Source organism: Streptomyces sp. NPDC003034, assembly GCF_053591375.1.
Genome location: NZ_JBSFTS010000004.1, coordinates 203,115 through 221,724, shown reverse-complemented (window position 1 = coordinate 221,724; position 18,610 = coordinate 203,115). Strand labels below are relative to the sequence as shown.

The following is an 18,610-nucleotide window of genomic DNA, read 5'->3' as shown; positions in this document are numbered from 1 at the left end:
TCGTCAGGCGGAGCGGCGGCGCAGCAGCCACACCCCGGCGCCGAGCGAGGCCGCGACGAGGGTGCCGCCTACCGCGATCTGACCGGTGTTCATCGAACCGACGCTGCCACCCGTACCGCCGCGCGCGCCGCCCGGGGTGACGTTCAGGGAGACGGTGACGCGCTGGCCGCCGGGGCCGCCGCACTCGAAGGTGACGCGGTGGGTGCCCGGGGTGGCGTTGCGCAAGACGGTGGCGGCGCCGAAGAGGTTGGTGGCCTCCAGATCGCCCGGAGTCAGGCGTACGTCACCGAAGGCGCTGGACGAGGCCCTGCCGGTCTTGGTGCCGCAGCCCACGACGTTGAGGCTGACTCGGCCGCCGGGGGCGACGGTGCTGGGGGAGACGGTGGCGGAGGGCCCGGCGTAGGCGAGGGTCGCGGGAGTGGCGGCGGCGATGATCAGGGTCGCGGCGGCGGCGGTCAGGAGGCGGCGCTGCATGGCGTGCGGCTCGGCGTGCGGCATGGCGTGCGGCATGGAGAGACTCCTCGGGCTCCTCGAAACGGCGCGGCCGTGCCACGGATGTGACGCGGATTCGGTTGCGCACCATGTGGTGACGGTAGGAGCCCGGTGCGGCCGCGGCGATCGGGGCCGGGTGAACGGGTGACACGTTGCTCCGGCTGGGGGCCCGCCGGTTACGCCGCTGGTTACGCCGCCAGTTACGCGGCCGGGGCCGCCGTTGCCGGGGTGGGGCGGCGGATGAGGTAGGCGGCCAGGGCGCCCGCGGCGAAGAGGGCGACGAGGGAGAGGGCGGTGCCGAGCCACTGGGTGCCGAGCCATTGGGTGCCGAAATAGCCCAGGGCCACGCTGTAACCGGCCCAGGCCATGCCCGCCAGCACCGACCAGGGCAGGAACTCCGTCACCTTGCGGTGCGTCTTGCCCGCGCCCAGGGACACCACCGAGCGGCCCGCCGGAGCGAAGCGGGCGATCACCACCAGGGCGCCACCGCCGCGCGCCAGCGCGGTGCCCAGGCGTTCCTGGGCGCGCGTCAGCCGACGGGACCGGGCGATGGCCCGGTCCAGCCGGGCCCCACCGCGCCGGGCCAGCCGGTACGCGGCCATGTCACCCAGCACCGAAGCGGTCGTGGCGATCACCAGCAGGGCCAGGATGTCAGGCACCTGGGCGGGAACCGGCACCGGTCCGGCCGCCCCGGCGGCCGCCGCGGCCGCCGCAGCGGTGATCACGAGAACCCCACTCGGAAGCACCGGCAGGAAGACGTCGAGCACGACGGACAGCGCAACCACGGCGTAGATCCATGGGCTCGTGGTCAGCGCCCCCAGAGTCTCAAACAAGGCGGGACTCCCCAGTCCGGTTGACGTGCTGCGGCATGAAGCGCCGCGACGTCGCGGGGAGCGGCAGGAGCGGCTGACAGCCATACAGCGTACGCCCGGCGTTCGTACCGCGGACACGCGGGGCCGCGCCCCGGCCACGGTGTGTCAGGTCCCTTGCCCCGCCCAGCCCGAGGCATCAGGTCCGCCCCGTGCCGCGCCATCCCACCGCGCCGCCCGGCCATGCCGCCTGCCACCACCGCGCCGCCCGGCCATGCCGCCTCCCACCACCGCGCCACACCTCGGCCCCGCACCACCGCACCGCTTGGCCGCACCACCGCGGCGCTTCGCCGCGTCACCCACGCCGCGGCACGTCACTCCGCTCCGGTGAGGTCACGGTCCAGCACGGTCACCAACCGGGCCGCGCGCTTGCGTTCCTTGCGCGCCTGGTCCAGCCGCAGCCGGGCGGTCCGGCCCGCCAGCGTCAGCGTCATCAGCTGGTTCCCGAACCACGGCCCACCCGTACGCCGCCAGCTGAGCGGTGGCCGCCCCGTCCGCCCGTGCCGGGAGAAGCCGCGCCCCAGCCACCGCCCCGTCCGTGACCAGCCCAGCCGGAAACCGAGCTTCACCGCGGTGTGGATGGAGTTGTGCACCGGCGAACACGTCAGCTGGAACAGCCGCGCCGTACTCGGTATTCGAGGCTCGGCCACATACGCATGGTGCACGTCCCCGGAGAGCACGGAGACCGTCGCCGGTGCCCGCGGCCCCGTCCCCACCTCCTCGATCAGGTCAGTGAGCGCGGCGAAGGAGGCCGGGAACGCCGCCCAGTGCTCCAGATCGCTGCGGCGGCGCACATTCTCCCCGATGCGCGCCCAGCGCGGCCCCCTCTCTCCGCGGCACATCGCCGCATTCCACGTCTCGGCGTCGTGGATCAGCGGTGGCATCAGCCACGGCAGCGAGGACCCGATCAGCAGGTGGTCGTAACCCCCGTGCCCCGCCAGCGCGTTCTCCCTCAGCCACTCCTGCTCCGCCGGGTCGAGCATCGCCCGCCCGTCCTCGGCCAGCACCCGCGCCGCCCGGGTGTCCACCATGAGCAGCCGCGCCCGGCCGAAGTCGCGCCGGTAGCTCCAGCGCACGGTGCACGGATCGGCATCGGCCGTGGCCGCGAAGGCGCGCAGCGCGTCCGTACCGTCCGGGGTGTCCCGGACCGCCCCGTACACCGCGTCGGCCTCCAGCTCCGCGGGCGAGAGATTGCCCAGGTGCTGGTACACCCAGTAGGACATCAGCCCGCTCAGGACGCGCTCCTGCCACCACGGCGTCGCCCGCATCTCCGCCAGCCACGCCGCGCTCGTGTTCCAGTCGTCGATGACGTCGTGATCGTCGAATATGTGCAGGCTCGACACGGTGGACAGCAGCCAGCGGATCTCCGGATCCAGCCAGGACTCGTAATAGAGCCGGGTGTACTCCTCGTAGTCCGCGACCTGGGCCCCCGGAGGGTCCCGCAGATCCCGCCGGGCGGCGAGCCACTGCCGGGTCTCCCGGGACAGCGCGTCCGCGTACACCTGGTCGCCGAGCAGCAGCAGGACGTCCGGACGCACCGCCTCCGGCTCGGCGGCGAGCCGCGCCGCGAGGGTGTCGAGCGCGTCCGGGCCGTGCGGCCCGCGCCGGCCGGCGACCGGCGCCGCCTGACGGCAGGAGCCGAAGGTGAGGCGCAGGTCGGGACCGGGGCGGCCGGCGCCCTTCACGGCGGGTGTGCTGATCGTGCTCGGCGGGAAACCGCTGTCGAGCAGCGGCCAGACCCGCACGCCGTCGAGCAGCACCTCATACGCCGTCGTCGCGCCCGGAGTCAGTCCGGTCACCGGCACGAGCGCGTAGTGGTGCCCGGCGATCTGGAAGGTGCGCACGCTGCCGCCCGCCCCGTCGGCGCACCGCACCTCGGCGGTGCACGGCCGGTCCGCCTCCACCCATATGGTGGCCGAACCGCCCGTGTCCCAATCGACGTAGCGCAGCAGTGGCCCCAGACGCAATCCGGCCATGCGACTCCCCCTCCTCGTAGCCCCTTTGATCACGGTACGACGGGGCGGGGGAGCCGCGCCTCCCCCTGGCGGGGGAAAGATCGACGGACAAGTAGCCGGTCAGCAGCCGGTCAGCATCCGTTCAGCATCCGTTCAGGACGTTCACCAGGGCCGTCTTCTCGCTGGAGTCCATGCTCAGGCCCCAGTACTGCTTCACGTGGACCCACATCCGGGCGTAGGTGCAGCGGTAGGCGGTCCGCGACGGCATCCACTCGGCGGGATCGAGGTCGCTCTTGGCCTGGTTGACGTCGTCGGTGACCGCGATGAGCTGTGGGCGGGACAGGTCGTTGGCGAACTGCTGGCGCTTGGAGGTGGTCCAGGAGTTGGCGCCGGAGCGCCAGGCCTCGGCGAGGGCGACGACGTGGTCGATGTCCAGGTCTGAGGCGGCCGTCCAGGTGGCCCCGTCGTACTCCGAGTACCAGCTTCCGCTGACCGCGGCGCAGGAGGAGTCCTGGACGACGTTCACTCCGTCCCGCTTGAGGACGCTCTCGCGGGTGTTGCACGTGCCGGAGACGGTGCTCCAGTGCGGGAACAGGTCGCGGCTGTAGCCGCTGCTGCTGCCTTCCGCCCTCGGTGTGACCGTCGCCAGGTAGGAGCGGGCGGCCGCGGCACTGATCGGAGCCGGCGGTGCGGCCTGAGCGGCCGGGGCGCTGACGAGGGAGGTGAGCGAGGCGAGTGCTGCGGCTGACGCGAGCACGCCGATTCGACGCGCGTAGACGGTGGATATGAACGCCGTGAGTGCCATGAGTGGCTCCCTTGATGCGGGGGGATGTGGCCGTGCGGCCCCGGCGGGCCGTCGGCCATGGTGTCGGCGCCAGGTTTCGCGGGGATGGGCGCCAGGTGACAGCGTGGCGACATGAGCACGTCACATCAAGCCCCGCAAGGGGCCTTGATTAAGCGGAAGTTGGGATTCCGAAGGGAGAGGGGTCGGGCGGGCCCCGGTCGGCTGCCGCGTGCGTCGCATTCGTCCCGGACCAGCCGGGACCAAGGGCCTATTTCGGGCCTCCGCGGGCCTCGCGTATTCTGTACGGAGCAGAAGGGGAGTAGCTCTTCGCCGGACCGTCGACATACTGCTGGGTCACACCAGCCGGCGCCCGGAGGCAGGCCGCGGACAGCGGTCGGCCAGCGAGACCTTCGGCCGCAGTGTCCTGTTCACGCGTAGGCGCGTTTTGTGCGCGCACACGCAAGCCAGGACGCCGCCGAGCCGAAGCGACCCCTGACACACCTCAGGTCTCTCGGTACCGCTGGCGTCCTGCCCGACCGATCGAGGTTTCACCCCGTGTTCAGCTTCAGCGTCACGGCGATCGCCTTCGGCGTCGTCTTCCTCGCCGAACTCCCCGACAAGACCGCCCTTGCCGGCCTGATGCTCGGCACCCGCTATCGCGCCTCATACGTCTTCGCCGGCGTCGCCGCCGCCTTCGCCGTGCACGTCGCACTCGCCATCGCCGCCGGCAGCGTACTGACCCTGCTCCCGCACCGGCTCGTCCAGGCCGTCGTCGGCATCCTCTTCCTCGCGGGCGCGGCCATGCTGCTCCTGAAGAAGGACGACGGCGGCGAAGAGGTCAAGGCGCCCGCCGACCAGTCCTTCTGGAAGGTCTCCGGGGCCGGCTTCATGCTGATCCTGGTCGCCGAGTTCGGCGACCTCACCCAGATCATGACCGCCAACCTCGCCGCCCGGTACGAGGACCCCGTCTCCGTCGGCATCGGCGCGGTACTGGCCCTGTGGTCGGTCGCGGCCATCGGCATCCTGGGCGGACGCACCCTGATGAAGTACGTGCCGCTGCGCCTGATCACGAAGATCGCGGCCGCGGTGATGGCGGCACTGGCCGCCTTCTCGCTGTACGAGGCGATCACGGGCTGACCGCACCGGCGGACGGCAGTACCGGAAGGGCCGGGCAGGGCGCGCGCCGGTACCGAGAGTGGGTCCGGGGCTACCGCGTCCATGACGAGCGGGTTCCGGTGCGGGTCCGCAACATCCGTTACCCGTTACCCGCTGGCCGCCGGGCTCACCCTGGGCGACGTGCGCGTGTTCCTGCCGTGCCTGGACGGCGATGTGACCGCCGCACCGCCCTCCCCGAAGGGCCTGCGGGTCGCGCTTTACCGGCTGGCGGTCCTCAACGAACGGATCGCCGCCCAGACCGAGGCCCGCGACCGGCTGGCAGCCGCGCTCCGCGAGAAGACCGGCGATCGGAGTCACCCACTGGCCTGAGCAGGTGCCCCGTCCGGCGTCGGGCGACCCGTGCGCGTGCGCCGTGACGCGTACGGCTGTCAGGCCGGGGCGGCGGAGTCGTGGGGGCTCTCAGGCGGTGGGCTGGATCGTGAGGCGGATCGAGCCGTCGGTGTCGGTGGTGACGCGCAGGACCGTCAGGTCCGGGACGTACGCCGTGGGGGCGTGGGCGGCGGCGCGGGGGCCCACGCCGATCACCCGCATGCCGGCCGCCTGACCGGCGGCGATACCGGCGGCCGAGTCCTCGAAGACGATGCAGTCGGCGGGGTCCACGCCCAGCGCGGCGGCGCCCTTGAGGAACCCCTCCGGATGCGGCTTGCTGGCCTGGACGGACTCCGCCGTGACCCGTACCTCGGGCATTCGCAGACAAGCGGCGTCCATCCGCACCGCGGCCAGAACCGCGTCGGCGGAGGTGACCAGGGCGTGGGGCAGGCCGTCGATGGCCGCCATGAACTCCGGGGCGCCCGCGACCGCGACCACGCCCTCGGTGTCGGCGGTCTCGCGGGCGAGCATCACCGCGTTCTCCGCGTGGTTCACCTCCATGGGGCGGTCCGGCAGGAGCACGGCCATGGTGGCGTAGCCCTGGCGGCCGTGGACCACCTTGAGAGCCTCCTGCGGATCCAGCCCGTGGGACACCGCCCAGTCGCGCCAGCAGCGCTCGACCACCGCGTCGGAGTTGACGAGGGTGCCGTCCATGTCCAGCAGGAGGGCCTTGGCGGTGAGGACGACGGGTGCGGTGGTGGCGGTGGTGGTGCTGGCCGGCATCGGCGGGGCTCCAGACGGGCGGGAAAAGAGAACAAGTGGTTCCGCCCACCGGTCAGGGAGTGAAGGCGGAACCACTTTGTTTCTACACGATACAAAACCGGGGTCGTCCGCGCCACCACGGGGGGTGTGGCCTATCCCTCCAGGGCCTTGCGGGTCACCGGTCCGTAGACGCCCCACTCCTCCGAGTCGATGCCGCTGTTGTACTGGAACGTCGACACCGCCTCCTCCACCCTCCAGTCGAACTTTCCGTGGAACCTGCCCTGGTACAGGCCCCGGGCGGCAAGCAGCCGCTGCAGTTTCTCCACCTCCGGGCCCGTGTCCCCGAGCCGCAGGGTCGGCGGCTGCGTCGGCGCCGGGCTGGAGCTGGGGCTCGTACTCGGCCTCGCGCTGGGGGAGGGCGGCGCCGACGAGCGGGACGCGCTCGGCGAGGCGGACGGCGTCGAAGACGCGGAGGCCGAAGCCGACGGGGATGCGCTGGGCGAGGGAGAAGCCGAGGCCGAGGCCGAGGGGGACGGGCTCGCCGTGGCGGACGCGCTCTGCGACGGCCCTGCCGGAGCCACGCCGCCGATGGACTCCGTCGGCGGTTTCGCGTTCAACAGGGTGGCGTCCGTGTCGGCGGAACTCGGGAGCATCCACAGCGCCACGGCGGTCCCGCCGAGGACGACTACCGCGGCGGCACCGGCCAAGAGCGGCAGCGGCCACCGGCGGGCGGTCTGCTTGCCGTTCCGCTTCTCGGGGCCCCCACCCCCGCCCCCTCCCCCTCCGATGTTCGTTTCGTGCGTTCCGTGCGTCCATGCGGCCCCGCCCGCGGCCTGCGGGGCGAACGCCGGTAGCTGGGCCGTCTGGTCCGGCCCCGCCCCGTGCGCCGGGACGTCCGGCCACGGCTGGACCGGCGGTACGGATATGCCGTACGGCGGAGTGCCCTCGTCCGTCGCAGCCGCAGCCGCAGGACCGTGGCCCGGAACCTGGCCGGGAGCCGCGACGGGGCCCGGGGAGGTCAGGCCCGGCACCGGGGGCGGAGCGGCCGGGCCGACCGCGTTACCGGGGTCGGACAACGTCACGTACGGGCGGACGCGCAAGGGCTCGAAACGCGCACCCGGCGCGCACTCACACCCGGCGCCGACGGCGCCGCACACTGAACACTGCTCACCGGTCACTGGAACCCTCCCTGGGCATTGCCTGCGATTATGCAGACCCGCCGGGCCCCTCCCAACCCACCCGGGAGGCCATATCCGGACACACCGCTCAGGATGGAGATGTTGATCCGGCCTGAGGAGGAGTCGATGGCTCAGGATGTGACCACGGAGGCCCAGGGCCCCGGCCCCGGCCCGCGCAAGTCAGGCCCCACCGGTGAACACACCTCCCGCGAGGTACTCGTTTCCATCGGCGCCCTGCTGCTGGGCCTGCTGATCTCCGCACTCGACCAGACCATCGTCTCGACCGCCCTGCCGACCATCGTCAGCGACCTCGGCGGCATGGCGCACCTGTCCTGGGTCGTCACCGCCTACATGCTCGCCGCCACTGCGGCCACCCCCCTGTGGGGCAAGCTCGGAGACCAGTACGGGCGCAAGAAGCTCTTCCAGTTCGCCATCGTCCTCTTCCTCATCGGCTCGGCCCTCTGCGGGCTCGCCCAGGACATGCCCCAGCTCATCGGCTTCCGCGCCCTCCAGGGCCTGGGCGGCGGCGGACTGATGGTGCTGTCGATGGCTATCGTCGGCGACATCGTCCCGCCCCGGGAACGGGGCAAGTACCAGGGCCTCTTCGGCGCCGTCTTCGGCGCGACGAGCGTGCTGGGCCCGCTGCTGGGCGGACTCTTCGTGGACCACCTGTCCTGGCGCTGGGTCTTCTACATCAACATCCCCATCGGTCTCCTCGCGCTCGTCGTCATCGCCGCAGCCCTGCACATCCCGGTGCGCTCCTCGAAGCACACCATCGACTACCTGGGCACCTTCCTCATCGCCTCCGTCGCCACCTGCCTGGTGCTCGTGGCCTCCCTGGGCGGCACCTGGGGCTGGGGCTCGGGCCGGATCATCGGGCTCGCCGTCCTCGGCGCCGTACTGCTCCTCGCTTTCGTCTTCGTGGAGGGGAAGGCCGCCGAGCCGGTCCTGCCGCTCAAACTGTTCCGGGTCCGGACCTTCACCCTCTGCTCGGTGATCAGCTTCATCGTCGGTTTCTCGATGTTCGGGGCGATGGTCTACCTGCCGACCTTCCTCCAGGTCGTCCAGGGCGTCTCGCCGACGATGTCCGGAGTCCACATGCTGCCGATGGTGGCCGGCATGCTGATCTCTTCCACGGCCTCCGGCCAGATCGTCAGCCGCACCGGCCGGTGGAAGGTCTTCCCGGTCGTCGGCACCGCCGTCACGGCTCTCGGCCTGCTGCTCCTGCACCAGCTGCACCGCACCAGTTCCACCTGGGAGATGAGCGCTTACTTCTTCGTCTTCGGTGCGGGCCTCGGTCTGGTCATGCAGGTACTCGTCCTGGTGGTCCAGAACGCGGTCTCCTACGCCGACCTGGGCGTCGCCACCTCCGGTGCCACCTTCTTCCGCTCCATCGGCGCCTCCTTCGGCGTCGCGATCTTCGGTACGGTCTTCACCAACCGGCTCGACGACAAGCTGGCCACCGCCCTCGCGGGAGTCCCGCTGCCGCCGGGCGCGGGCATCGCCCAGCTGGAGGCCGACCCGCGGGCCATCGGCACTCTTCCCGCCGAGCTGCGCCCCCGCGTGCTCGACGCCTACGCCACCGCCATCACGGACGTCTTCCTCTACGCCATGCCCGTCGTCCTCCTCGCCTTCCTGATCGCCTGGTTCCTCAAGGAGGACAAGCTCCGCGGCTCGGTCACCGCACCCGATGCGTCCGAGACCTACGCCGCCAATCCCGTCCACCGTTCCTCACGCGAAGAGGTCGCCCGCGCGCTGTCGGTCCTCGGCAGCCGCGAGGGGCGGCGCCGGGTGTACGAGAAGATCACCGAGAAGGCCGGCTACGACCTGCTGCCCGCCGCCAGCTGGCTGCTGCTGCGGATCAACAAGTACGGCTCCGCCGAGCCGGCGGTGCTCGCCGAACGCACCGTCGTACCGCTGAGGGCCATCACGGAGGCCGCCCGCCAGGTCGAGGAACGCGGGCTCGCCGTCCGCGAGGGGCTGGCGCTGGTCCTGACCGACAAGGGGCGGGAGGTCGCCGTGAAGCTCGCCGCGGCCCGGCAGGAGTCCCTCGCCGAACTGCTCGGGGACTGGTGGGGGCCGGACCGCCCGACCGACCTGGTAGAGCTCGTGGCCCAGCTCAACGCGGAGCTGTGCGGATCCGACGCCGAGGAGCCCTATGACGCCCCGCCGCGCTGGGACCACTCCCCGCCCCGACACTCGGGAGGACGCACCGCGCACTGAGGCCGCCCAGGCTCCCCTCAAGGACCCCAGCGCTGGGCTACGCCCTCAAGCGCCGACCTCAGGCGCCGTCCTAAAGCGCCGTCGTGCAAGCGGCGTCCTGAAGCGAGGTCCTCCACCCGGCCAGCAGGCGCAGGTCCAGGCCCTCATCGCGTGACGGCTCTGACGGCTCTGACGGCTCGGACCCCTCTGCTCTGCTTTAGGCCTCAGACAAGTCGCTTCTCGAACCAGTGCTGGGCGTAGGGGCCGGAGTTGTAGGCGGGTATCTCCGCATACCCCTGGCGCGCATACAGCATCCGGGCCTCCACGAGATCCGACCGGGTGTCCAGGCGGACCCGCTCGGCGCCCAGCGCACGGCCCGCCTCCTCCAAGGCTTCGAGCAGGGCCGGCCCGCCGCCGGTACCTCGGGCGCGCGGGTCGACGTACACCTTGGTGAGCTCGGCGGTGAGGGGGTCGAGCAGGCGTATGCCGCCGCACGCCATGGGTACGCCGTCGAGTCGCCCGACCACGAACTCGCCGGTCGGCGGCACCAGCCCGTCGTCGGGGAAGTCCAGCAGGCCCTGGTCGATCTCCGCCTTACTGACCGTGCGCTTCCAGTACCGGCCGGCTACCTCCGCGTAGTACGCGCGGCGCAGGGCGGTGGCGTCCGCGCTGGTGAAGGGCTCGGGTGCCAGGGCCCATCGGGCCGGTCCGGCCGTCGTCGGAGGGGTGGAGGTGGTGGTGATCACGTTGCTGTTCATGACGTCATTGTGGAGTTCGCGGCGCATCTCCCGCGTGGAATATCCACAATGGCGGGCTGATGATATGAAAAGGACAAATCGCGCACACGGAGGGTTGAACCGTCATGTCGGAGCATCCGGACTGTGCCCTGATCCGCCGCGCCTACGAAGCCTTCGGCAAGGGAGACATGGAGACGCTGAGCACGATGATGACGGCCGACGTCATCCACCACGTGCCCGGCAGCAGCCCGGTATCCGGGCACCACAAGGGGCGGGAAGCCGTCCTCGGCCTCTACCGACGCCTCGCGGAGGAGACGAACGGCACCTTCCAGGTCCACCTGGAGACCGTCCTCGCGGACGGCCGCGGCCATGTGATGTCGGTCCATACGTCGCGCGGTGACCGGGGTGACCGTGGCATCGAGATCCGCGAAGGGCTCTTCATCACCATCATCGGCCACAAGATCACCGATATCGACCAGTGCACCGCGGACATTGACGAGATCGACGCCTTCTGGGCTTGAGCGCCGTCTCTGGGGCCAGTGGGGGCGGCCTGTCGGAGCGGGGGCCGGTGACCACGGCCGACGCCGCCCTCGGCTGGGCCGGGGTGGCCTGCGGCGCAGGTTGCGCCCGGCGGTGCGGCCGGATGGAAGCGGAGCCCCGGGCGGCGGTTAGACGGCGCGGGCACGGCCCCAGCTGGCCTCCGGCCAGTTGCGCCGGGATCGGCTCGGCCGGGTTGAGCCGGGCGGGCCCAACGGGCGTCAGGGAAACGCAGCGGCGCAAGGTCCTGGGTTGATCAGCAGATCAGGCGGATTCGGCTGGTCCGACGAGATCCGGCAGCTCTGGCGAACACGGGCGGGCTGGCGCGGATCCGGCTATTCGCCTGATCAAGCGCCGATCCGGCGCATGCGGCGAGCGCGCCAGGGGTTCGGCGCTCCGGGGCGGTACGGGCACAGGCCCGGCTGGCCTGCGGCCAGTTGGGCCGGGATCGGCTCGGTCGGGTTGAGCCGGGCGGGCCCAACTGGCGTCAGAGAAAGAAAAGAAAGGGGGCAAGGGATCTGCGTTGATCCGGCAGATCCGGCAGATCCGGCCGCTCTGGCGAGCACGAGGACCCAGCGTGGATCCGGCGCTTCCGCGCAGGCGGCAGGGGAGGCGCTGATCACGTGCCTTCTGCGTTGATCCCGCGCTCCGGAGGTCCCGGCGCAGCCGGCGAGCGTCAGGAGCGAGGGGCTGGTCACGTGGGTGCGGTGTGCTCCGGCGGGGACGGCGCCGATTCGCGTGCCCGCCTGAGGGCGGCAGGTCCGGGCGGTTCGCCCCGGGCCCGCCGCGCTCAGGGGGCCATCGCCTCAGGGCTTCTTCGGTGCCGCCTGCTGTACGACCTCGAACGACCACACCGACGAGCCGGTCGCCGCGGGCTTCGGACGGTCGCCGCCGCCCCCGCCCTGGTGGGCCGCCTTCATCGGTCCCTCCATCCACGCCTGGAAGTCCTCCTCGGAACGCCACCTCGTGTACACGAGGTACTGGTCGGTGCCCTCGACCGGGCGCAGCAGCTCGAACCACTCAAACCCGTCCGAACCCTCCACGGCCCCCGCCCGCGAGGCGAAGCGCTGCTCCAGGATCTCCCGCTGCTCGGCGGGCACGGACAGTGCGTTGATCTTCACGATGCTCATGCGGGCCATCCTAGGTATCGCACGCGGGATATCGTCGTCCCGGTAAAGGAACAGGGCATGAGGCGCGGCAGCCGGGCGACGTCGGGCTTGCGGTCAACTGGGCGGGAGGCCTGCGAGGCGTGGCGAACGCGGCGGAGCACAGCGGTGCGAACGGACATGCCGGGGTCATAGACGGCAGCGGCAGACTCGGGGCGGCTCGCCTGCTCCTGTGGGCGCTGGCCGGCGCGCTGGCCGTCAGGCAGGCCGCCGCCGCTCTGCGCGTGCCACCGGGCGAGTGGCTCAGCGGGCTGCACCTGCCCGCCGGCCTGCCCGGCTCCCTCTACGACGCCGGCCAGTTCACCGGGACGCCCTTCGCCGGGCTGGTCCTGAAACCACTGACCGGCTTCGCCGCCCCCTCGCTGGAGGTGGCCTGGACCTGTGTGACGCTGCTGTTCGTCGCCGCCATCGGGCTGGTCGCCGCCCGCGCCCTGCCAGACCCCGTGCCGCGACGCACGGCCCTGCTGGCCGCGCCTGTGCTGGTCGTCCTGATGATGGTCTCGCTGCCCGTGCGCGAAGCCGCCTCCCCGGGTCAGACCGCCGTCCTGCCGGTGCTGTTGGTGCTCGTGGCGCTCTTCCGGGTGCCCGGTGACCGGCCCGCCGGATCCCTCATCGGCCTCGCCGCCGCGCTCCAGCCCGCACTGCTGCTCTTCGCCCCGCTGCTGTGGCTGACCGGGCGCCGACCCGCCGCCCGGTCAGCCGCCGTGGTGTTCGCCGGCGTCACCGCCCTGTCCTGGGCGGCCATGCCGCGCGACTCCTGGACGTACTGGGCCCAGCACCTGGCCGGCACGGGCCTCGGCGGCGCCCCCGACGGCCTCGCCAACCAGTCCGTGCACGGTGCGCTGCTGCGCCTGGGCCTCAGCGGCCCCGCCGAGATCCTGCTCTACCTCGTGCTCGCCGCCGCGATCACCTGGATCGGCCTGCGCCGCGCCGCCCGCTACGCCCAGGACGGCCAACTGCTGCTCGCCGTGGCCGTCACCGGCTGCGTGGCGATCGCCGTGTCCCCGGCCGGCTGGCGCCACCAGCTGCTGTGGGTGCTCCTCGCGGTCGCCGGCAAGGTGGGCAAGAGGGCCGCCGACCGGCCCGTGTGGCCCGTGGCCGTGGTCCTCGCGATGACCCTGCCGAGCGCCGTACTGCTGCCGAACCTGGCCGCGCTGGCCCCCGTACGCGACAACGTGCTGCTGCTGGCCGCGCTGGCAGCGGCCTGCGCCGTACCGTTCCTGCCGCGCTCCTCCCCGTACTGGCGCGAGCCCGTCCCGACCGCCTACGGGCGCCCGGCGGCCGCGCGCTGGTCGCGGGTGCCGCTGCTGCCCTTCTGGCGGCGCGTACTGTCGCGCCCCAACCTGCTCCTGGAACTGCTGCTGATCCGGGTCGGATACTCGCTCTACTCGCACATCCGGGCCGCCGCGCCCACCAGTCGCGGCCTCGCCGAAGGCAACGCCGACCAGATCCTCGGCATCGAGCGCGCGCTGGGCATCGACATCGAACACGCCGTGAACATGGCCGTGGTCGACACCCCTTGGCTGGAAGCCTTCTTCAACTTCTACTACACCTCCTTCCACTTCGTGGTCCCGCTGACGATCCTGGCCGTACTGTACTGGCGCCGGCCCGGCGACTACCGCTGGGCCCGCGCCTCGCTGGGCCTGGCCACCGTCCTCGCGCTCATAGGCTTCTGGCTCTACCCGCTCGCACCGCCGCGTCTGATGCCCGGTCTAGGCTTCATCGACACCGTGCACGGGCCGCAGGACCTCGCCAACCCCTCGTACGGGGCGATGACCGCGATCTCCAACCAGTACGCGGCGATGCCCTCGCTGCACTTCGGCTGGTCGCTGTGGTGCGGGATCGTGATCGTCGTCCTCGCGCCGAAGGGCTGGCAGAAGCTGCTCGGAGTACTGCACCCGCTGATCACGGTGTGCGCGATCGTCGCCACCGCCAATCACTGGGTGCTGGACGCGGTGGGCGGCGCGGTGGTCGTCACCGCTGGTTTCGGGCTGGTCTACGTGCTGTCCGGGCCGCGCGGCCTCCAGCTGAAGCTGCCCGCACAGCGGACGGGCGGCGTCGCCGGGGCGAGTGGGGACGCGGGGGCCGAGGCGGAGGTCGCGGCGGGGGTCAAGGCGACTGCCGGGACGGGGACGTAGATCCGGCGGCTGGTCCCAACGCCGATCCGCCGATCCGCCGGGCCGTCCGCGGCTTCTCCCGGCCTACGGCGCCCCGCGTGCCCCGCACGGGCCACCGCGGCCAGCGGACGGCAGGGGCCGGGGGCGTGGGAGGGAGCGGCCCCTGCCGCCCTGGGTCACGGGTCAGCCGTGGCTGACCCGGAGCTCTTTGATCCCGTTGAGCCAGGCCGCGCGCAGCCGGCGCGGATCCTCGCCGGTCAGCCGCAGGTCCGGCAGGGCGTCGGCCAGCGCGTTGAAGATCAGGTCGATCTCCATGATGGCCAGGGACTTGCCGAGGCAGAAGTGCGGACCGCCGCCGCCGAAGCCCAGGTGCGGATTCGGGTCGCGGGTGATGTCGAAGGCCTCCGGATTCCGGAAGACCTCGGGGTCGTGGTTGGCCGAGGAGTAGAACAGTCCCACCCGGTCGCCCGCCTTGATCTTCTGCCCGCCCAGCTCGGTGTCCTGGGTGGCGGTGCGCTGGAAGGACACCACCGGCGTGGCCCAGCGCACGATCTCCTCCGCGGCCGTGGCCGGCCGGGTCGCCTTGTACAGCTCCCACTGGTCGGGGTGGGTGAGGAAGGCGTGCATGCCGTGGCTGATGGCGTTGCGCGTGGTCTCGTTCCCCGCGACGGCCAGCAGCAGCACGAAGAAGCCGAACTCGTCGGAGCCCAGGTTGCCCTCGCCCTCCGCCGCCACCAGCTGCGTGACGATGTCCTTCGCCGGGCACTGCTTGCGCTCGGCGGAAAGGTTCATCGCGTAGCCGATGAGCTCCATCGCCGCCTCGGCGCCGACTTCCTCGGTGATCGCGTACTCCGGGTCGTCGTAGGCGATCATCTTGTTCGACCAGTCGAAGATCTTGGCGCGGTCCTTCTGCGGTACGCCGATCAGCTCCGCGATGGCCTGGAGCGGGAGCTCGCACGCCACCCGCGTGACGAAGTCGAAACTACCGTCCCCGGCCGCCCCGTCCCCCTCCCCGCCGCCAGCGGTCGCCGAGGCCTCTTCGACGATCTTCCGCGCCCGGTTGCGCAGCGTCTCCTCCAGGCCGCGGATGGCGCGGGGCGTGAAACCGCGCTGCACGATCTGGCGTACGCGCGTGTGCTCGGGCGGATCCATGTTCAGCATGATCAGCCGCTGGGCATCGATCTGTTCGCGCTGGATGTGCTCGTTGAAGCGGATGATCGCCGTGTTGGTGGTCGAGGAGTACAACTCCGGATGCGTGGACACGTACTTGACGTCCGCGTGCCGGGTCACGACCCAGTAGCCCTCGTCATCGAAGCCGGTGACGCCCCGCCGCTGCCGGCACCACCACACCGGTGCGGTCTGCCGCAGCCGCGCGAACTCCGGCAGCGGGACCCGGTCTTGGAGGAGGTCGGGGTCGGTGGCGTCGAAGCCTTCGGGCAGCGCGGGGCAGGACATCGGCAACTCCAAGGTCTGACGGCCCATCAGAACGTGGCTTGAAGGTAGTAACGAGTTCTAGAAGAGACAAGGGTCGACGCGTCAACTGTTGCGTGTGGAATCCGTGCAGGCCGCGTGCAAGACCCTTGCGTGGCAGGGGTCGAGGTCATAAGACTGCGAGGAGAACTAGAACGCGTACTAGTCCAGGCGGGGCTGCCGGGACGGCCCGCCGGCGCCGGCACAGTGCAGGAGAGGACGAGCTCATGGCCGCGGAACCCGTCATCGTCGAAGCCGTACGCACCCCCATCGGCAAGCGCGGGGGCGCGCTCGCCAACCTCCATCCCGCCTACCTGCTCGGCGAGACCTACCGCGAGCTCCTCGCCCGTACCGGAATCCAGCCCGACTGCGTCGAGCAGATCGTCGGCGGCACCGTCACCCACGCCGGCGAGCAGTCGATGAACCCCGCCCGCAACGCGTGGCTCGCCATGGGGCTCCCGTACGAGACGGCCGCGACGACCGTGGACTGCCAGTGCGGCAGCTCGCAGCAGGCCAACCACATGGTCGCCAACATGATCTCCGGCGGCGTCATGGACATCGGCATCGCCTGCGGAGTGGAGGCCATGAGCCGCGTGCCGCTGGGCTCGGGCTCCAAGCACGGCCCCGGAAAGCCCTTCCCGGACGAGTGGAACGTCGACCTCCCCAACCAGTTCGAGGCCGCCGAGCGGATAGCCCGCCGCCGGGGCCTGGGCCGTGAGGACGTCGACCGGCTCGGCCTGCTGTCCCAGGAGCGGGCCGCGGCCGCGTGGGCCGAGGAGCGTTTCAAGCGGGAGACCTTCGCCGTCCAGGTGCCGACGACCGAGGAGGAGCAGGCCGCGGGGCAGGGCATGTGGAGGCTCGTCGACCGGGACGAGGGACTGCGCGACACCAGCATGGAGGCGCTCGCCCGGCTCAAGCCGGTCATGCCGACCGCCGTGCACACGGCCGGGAACTCCTCGCAGATCTCCGACGGGGCCGCCGCCGTGATGTGGGCCTCCCGCAAGATGGCCCGCGCCCTCAAGCTCAAGCCGCGCGCCCGGATCATCGCCCAGACCCTGGTCGGCGCCGACCCGCACTACCACCTGGACGGGCCCGTCGACGCGACGCGGGCCGTCCTCGGCAAGGCCGGGATGTCCCTCCAGGACATCGACCTGGTCGAGATCAACGAGGCCTTCGCCTCGGTCGTCCTCAGCTGGGCCCAGGTCTTCGACCAGGACCTGGAGAAGGTCAACGTCAACGGCGGAGGCATCGCGCTGGGCCACCCCGTGGGCGCCACCGGCGCCCGGCTGATCACCACCGCCCTGCACGAGCTCGAACGCCGCGACAAGGAATGCGCCCTGATCACCATGTGCGCGGGAGGCGCCCTCGCGACCGGCACGATCATCCAGCGCCTGTGACCCGCGGGACCGGAGGCCCCGCTGACCGCAGGAGGTCCCACCGTGAAGGGCAGTGAGGGGGCGCAGTCCAGCCTGAAAGAATGCTCTCGCGGCGGGAACACAGAGCCCGGGAAACAATCGCCGCCCCGGTCCACTCGTGGAGCTCGCACACGGAGAAAAAGACGATGGCGAAATCTGAGTTCTATGTCTCGGCTGACGTGGAGGCCGACGGTCCGGTGCCCGGGCCGTTCTCCATGTCGAGCTTCGGTCTGGCGGTCGCGGGGGTCCATGACGGGATCGCGTTCCAGGCCTCGGACCCCGCAGAGCGAACGTTCTACGCCGAACTCAGGCCGATCAGCGACGCCTACGACCCGGAGGCGCAGGCGGTCAGCGGGCTGGACCGCGAGCGGCTGGTGCGAGAAGGCCAGGATCCCGCCGAGGCCATGAACGCCGCGGCCGCGTGGATCGTCGCCGTGGCGGAGGAGCTGGCCGCCACTCCCGTATTCGTCGCCTACCCCTTGGGTTACGACTGGATGTGGATGTACTGGTACTTCATGCGGTTCGCCGACGCCGGCTCGCCGTTCGGGCATTCCCGCTGCATGGACCTCAAGACGCTGTACGCCGCCAAGGCGGCCGTGCCGATCAGCGAGGCGACGAAGCGGTCCATGCCCAGCCGTCTGCTGTCCTCGCGCCCCCACACGCACAACGCCCTGGACGACGCGATCGAGCAGGGCGAGCTGTTCCAGAACCTGATGCGCTGGCAAGCCGGCCCCCGCGTCGAGGGGGAGTAGGAGCACGCAACGAGGTTCCCTGTTGCCGCTCGCGCACGACAGACGCCCGGCTGGAAACTCCAGCCGGGCGTCTGTGTGTGCTGTGCTGCCGCTGGTGGCTTAGTACCAGTGGTTGGCCTGCCAGAAGTTCCAGGCGCCGACCGGGCTGCCGTAGCGCTCGTTCATGTAGTTCAGGCCCCACTTGATCTGGGTGGCCGGGTTGGTCTTCCAGTCCGAGCCCGCCGAGGCCATCTTCGAGGCCGGCAGGGCCTGGACCAGGCCGTACGCACCCGAGGAGGGGTTCGTGGCGGTGTGGTCCCAGCCACTCTCATGAGAAATGATCTTGTTGAACGCGGCGAACTGCGCCGGGTCCTTGATCATCTGCTGCGCGATCGCCTTCGCGCTGGTCGGGGCCGCCTGAGCGGGGACCGCGGCGAGCATGGAACCGGCGACGGTCGCGGCGAGCACGGAACCGACGACGGTCTTCTTGGAGGCGGCGATGCGGCGGATGACGGCGTTGGACACGGATTGACCTTCCGAAGGGGGCAAGGGCGGTCGCGGGCATGCCGAAGACATGCGTGAGCCACTCACGCGGAGGAGAGGGGTTCGTCGGCGGCGGGTGAAGTACCCCTGCCGCCTTGCGACTCATCCAGTTCTACAGACGCCCGGGCGCCTTGGCAACGAGCCCACTTACTAGGGCTCTTCGGAGT

General features: G+C 71.4%; 16 protein-coding genes and 1 pseudogene. 7 read left to right on the top strand and 10 right to left on the bottom strand.

All coding sequences use genetic code 11. The annotated features are described in order from the left end of the window. Positions 1-3 precede the first annotated feature (3 nt). The 4 genes from ACWDX7_RS07415 to ACWDX7_RS07400 form a co-directional block, all read right to left on the bottom strand. The gene (locus tag ACWDX7_RS07415) at positions 4-510 is read right to left on the bottom strand and encodes a hypothetical protein (protein ID WP_451491076.1); all 507 of its coding nucleotides are present in this window, start codon (positions 508-510) and stop codon (positions 4-6) included. 182 nt (positions 511-692) lie between these two features. Then, the gene (locus tag ACWDX7_RS07410; RefSeq protein ID WP_451491077.1) at positions 693-1,325 is read right to left on the bottom strand and encodes a DedA family protein; all 633 of its coding nucleotides are present in this window, start codon (positions 1,323-1,325) and stop codon (positions 693-695) included. Positions 1,326-1,675: 350 nt separating this feature from the next. Next, entirely contained in the window at positions 1,676-3,337 is a 1,662-nt protein-coding gene (locus ACWDX7_RS07405; protein ID WP_451491078.1) for an alkaline phosphatase D family protein, read from the bottom strand. Positions 3,338-3,458: 121 nt separating this feature from the next. Further along, positions 3,459-4,121 carry an HNH endonuclease family protein gene (locus ACWDX7_RS07400; RefSeq protein ID WP_451491079.1) on the bottom strand — a complete coding sequence of 221 codons (663 nt, stop codon included), beginning with the start codon at positions 4,119-4,121 and terminating at the stop codon, positions 3,459-3,461. 534 nt (positions 4,122-4,655) lie between these two features. Between ACWDX7_RS07400 and ACWDX7_RS07395 the strand changes: the two genes are divergently transcribed. Both ACWDX7_RS07395 and ACWDX7_RS07390 read left to right on the top strand, forming a co-directional pair. Beyond that, complete coding sequence (locus ACWDX7_RS07395) at positions 4,656-5,237, top strand: TMEM165/GDT1 family protein (protein ID WP_451491080.1); 582 nt, start codon at positions 4,656-4,658, stop codon at positions 5,235-5,237. Beyond that, a pseudogene (locus tag ACWDX7_RS07390) lies at positions 5,234-5,585 on the top strand (MerR family transcriptional regulator). The gene ACWDX7_RS07395 and the pseudogene ACWDX7_RS07390 overlap by 4 nt, the downstream one beginning before the upstream one ends. A 90-nt stretch (positions 5,586-5,675) precedes the next feature. On the opposite strand, the gene ACWDX7_RS07385 reads toward ACWDX7_RS07390, so the two are convergent. Both ACWDX7_RS07385 and ACWDX7_RS07380 read right to left on the bottom strand, forming a co-directional pair. Further along, positions 5,676-6,368, bottom strand: coding sequence for an HAD-IA family hydrolase (locus tag ACWDX7_RS07385; RefSeq protein ID WP_451491081.1), 693 nt, complete (start codon positions 6,366-6,368; stop codon positions 5,676-5,678). Positions 6,369-6,499: 131 nt separating this feature from the next. Continuing rightward, positions 6,500-6,673, bottom strand: a complete 174-nt coding sequence (locus tag ACWDX7_RS07380; RefSeq protein ID WP_451491082.1) for a peptidoglycan-binding domain-containing protein — start codon at positions 6,671-6,673, stop codon at positions 6,500-6,502. 978 nt (positions 6,674-7,651) lie between these two features. On the opposite strand from ACWDX7_RS07380, the gene ACWDX7_RS07375 reads away from it, so the two are divergent. Continuing rightward, positions 7,652-9,748, top strand: coding sequence for an MFS transporter (locus ACWDX7_RS07375; protein ID WP_451491083.1), 2,097 nt, complete (start codon positions 7,652-7,654; stop codon positions 9,746-9,748). Positions 9,749-9,951: 203 nt separating this feature from the next. On the opposite strand, the gene ACWDX7_RS07370 is transcribed toward ACWDX7_RS07375, so the two are convergent. Next, positions 9,952-10,485 carry a GNAT family N-acetyltransferase gene (locus ACWDX7_RS07370; RefSeq protein WP_451491084.1) on the bottom strand — a complete coding sequence of 178 codons (534 nt, stop codon included), beginning with the start codon at positions 10,483-10,485 and terminating at the stop codon, positions 9,952-9,954. Between the two features lie 104 nt (positions 10,486-10,589). Between ACWDX7_RS07370 and ACWDX7_RS07365 the strand changes: the two genes are divergently transcribed. Next, entirely contained in the window at positions 10,590-10,985 is a 396-nt protein-coding gene (locus ACWDX7_RS07365; protein ID WP_451491085.1) for a nuclear transport factor 2 family protein, read from the top strand. A gap of 822 nt (positions 10,986-11,807) precedes the next feature. Here ACWDX7_RS07365 and ACWDX7_RS07360 read toward each other — a convergent pair. Then, a complete protein-coding gene (locus ACWDX7_RS07360) occupies positions 11,808-12,131 on the bottom strand; it encodes an antibiotic biosynthesis monooxygenase family protein (protein WP_451491086.1) in 324 nt (107 codons plus the stop codon). A 119-nt stretch (positions 12,132-12,250) separates the two neighbouring features. Between ACWDX7_RS07360 and ACWDX7_RS07355 the strand changes: the two genes are divergently transcribed. Next, on the top strand, positions 12,251-14,305 hold the full coding sequence (locus ACWDX7_RS07355) for a bifunctional glycosyltransferase 87/phosphatase PAP2 family protein (protein WP_451491087.1): 2,055 nt from the start codon (positions 12,251-12,253) through the stop codon (positions 14,303-14,305). Positions 14,306-14,467: 162 nt separating this feature from the next. Here ACWDX7_RS07355 and ACWDX7_RS07350 read toward each other — a convergent pair whose 3' ends face one another. Continuing rightward, the gene (locus tag ACWDX7_RS07350) at positions 14,468-15,739 is read right to left on the bottom strand and encodes a cytochrome P450 (RefSeq protein ID WP_451491088.1); all 1,272 of its coding nucleotides are present in this window, start codon (positions 15,737-15,739) and stop codon (positions 14,468-14,470) included. Positions 15,740-15,981: 242 nt separating this feature from the next. Between ACWDX7_RS07350 and ACWDX7_RS07345 the strand changes: the two genes are divergently transcribed. Both ACWDX7_RS07345 and ACWDX7_RS07340 read left to right on the top strand, forming a co-directional pair. Further along, positions 15,982-17,151, top strand: coding sequence for a steroid 3-ketoacyl-CoA thiolase (locus ACWDX7_RS07345; RefSeq protein WP_451491089.1), 1,170 nt, complete (start codon positions 15,982-15,984; stop codon positions 17,149-17,151). 164 nt (positions 17,152-17,315) lie between these two features. Next, positions 17,316-17,921, top strand: coding sequence for an exonuclease (locus ACWDX7_RS07340; RefSeq protein WP_451491090.1), 606 nt, complete (start codon positions 17,316-17,318; stop codon positions 17,919-17,921). Positions 17,922-18,020: 99 nt separating this feature from the next. Here the strand turns inward: ACWDX7_RS07340 and ACWDX7_RS07335 are convergent, their stop codons facing one another. Next, a complete protein-coding gene (locus ACWDX7_RS07335; RefSeq protein ID WP_451491091.1) occupies positions 18,021-18,425 on the bottom strand; it encodes an aggregation-promoting factor C-terminal-like domain-containing protein in 405 nt (134 codons plus the stop codon). Between the last annotated feature and the right edge of the window lie 185 nt (positions 18,426-18,610).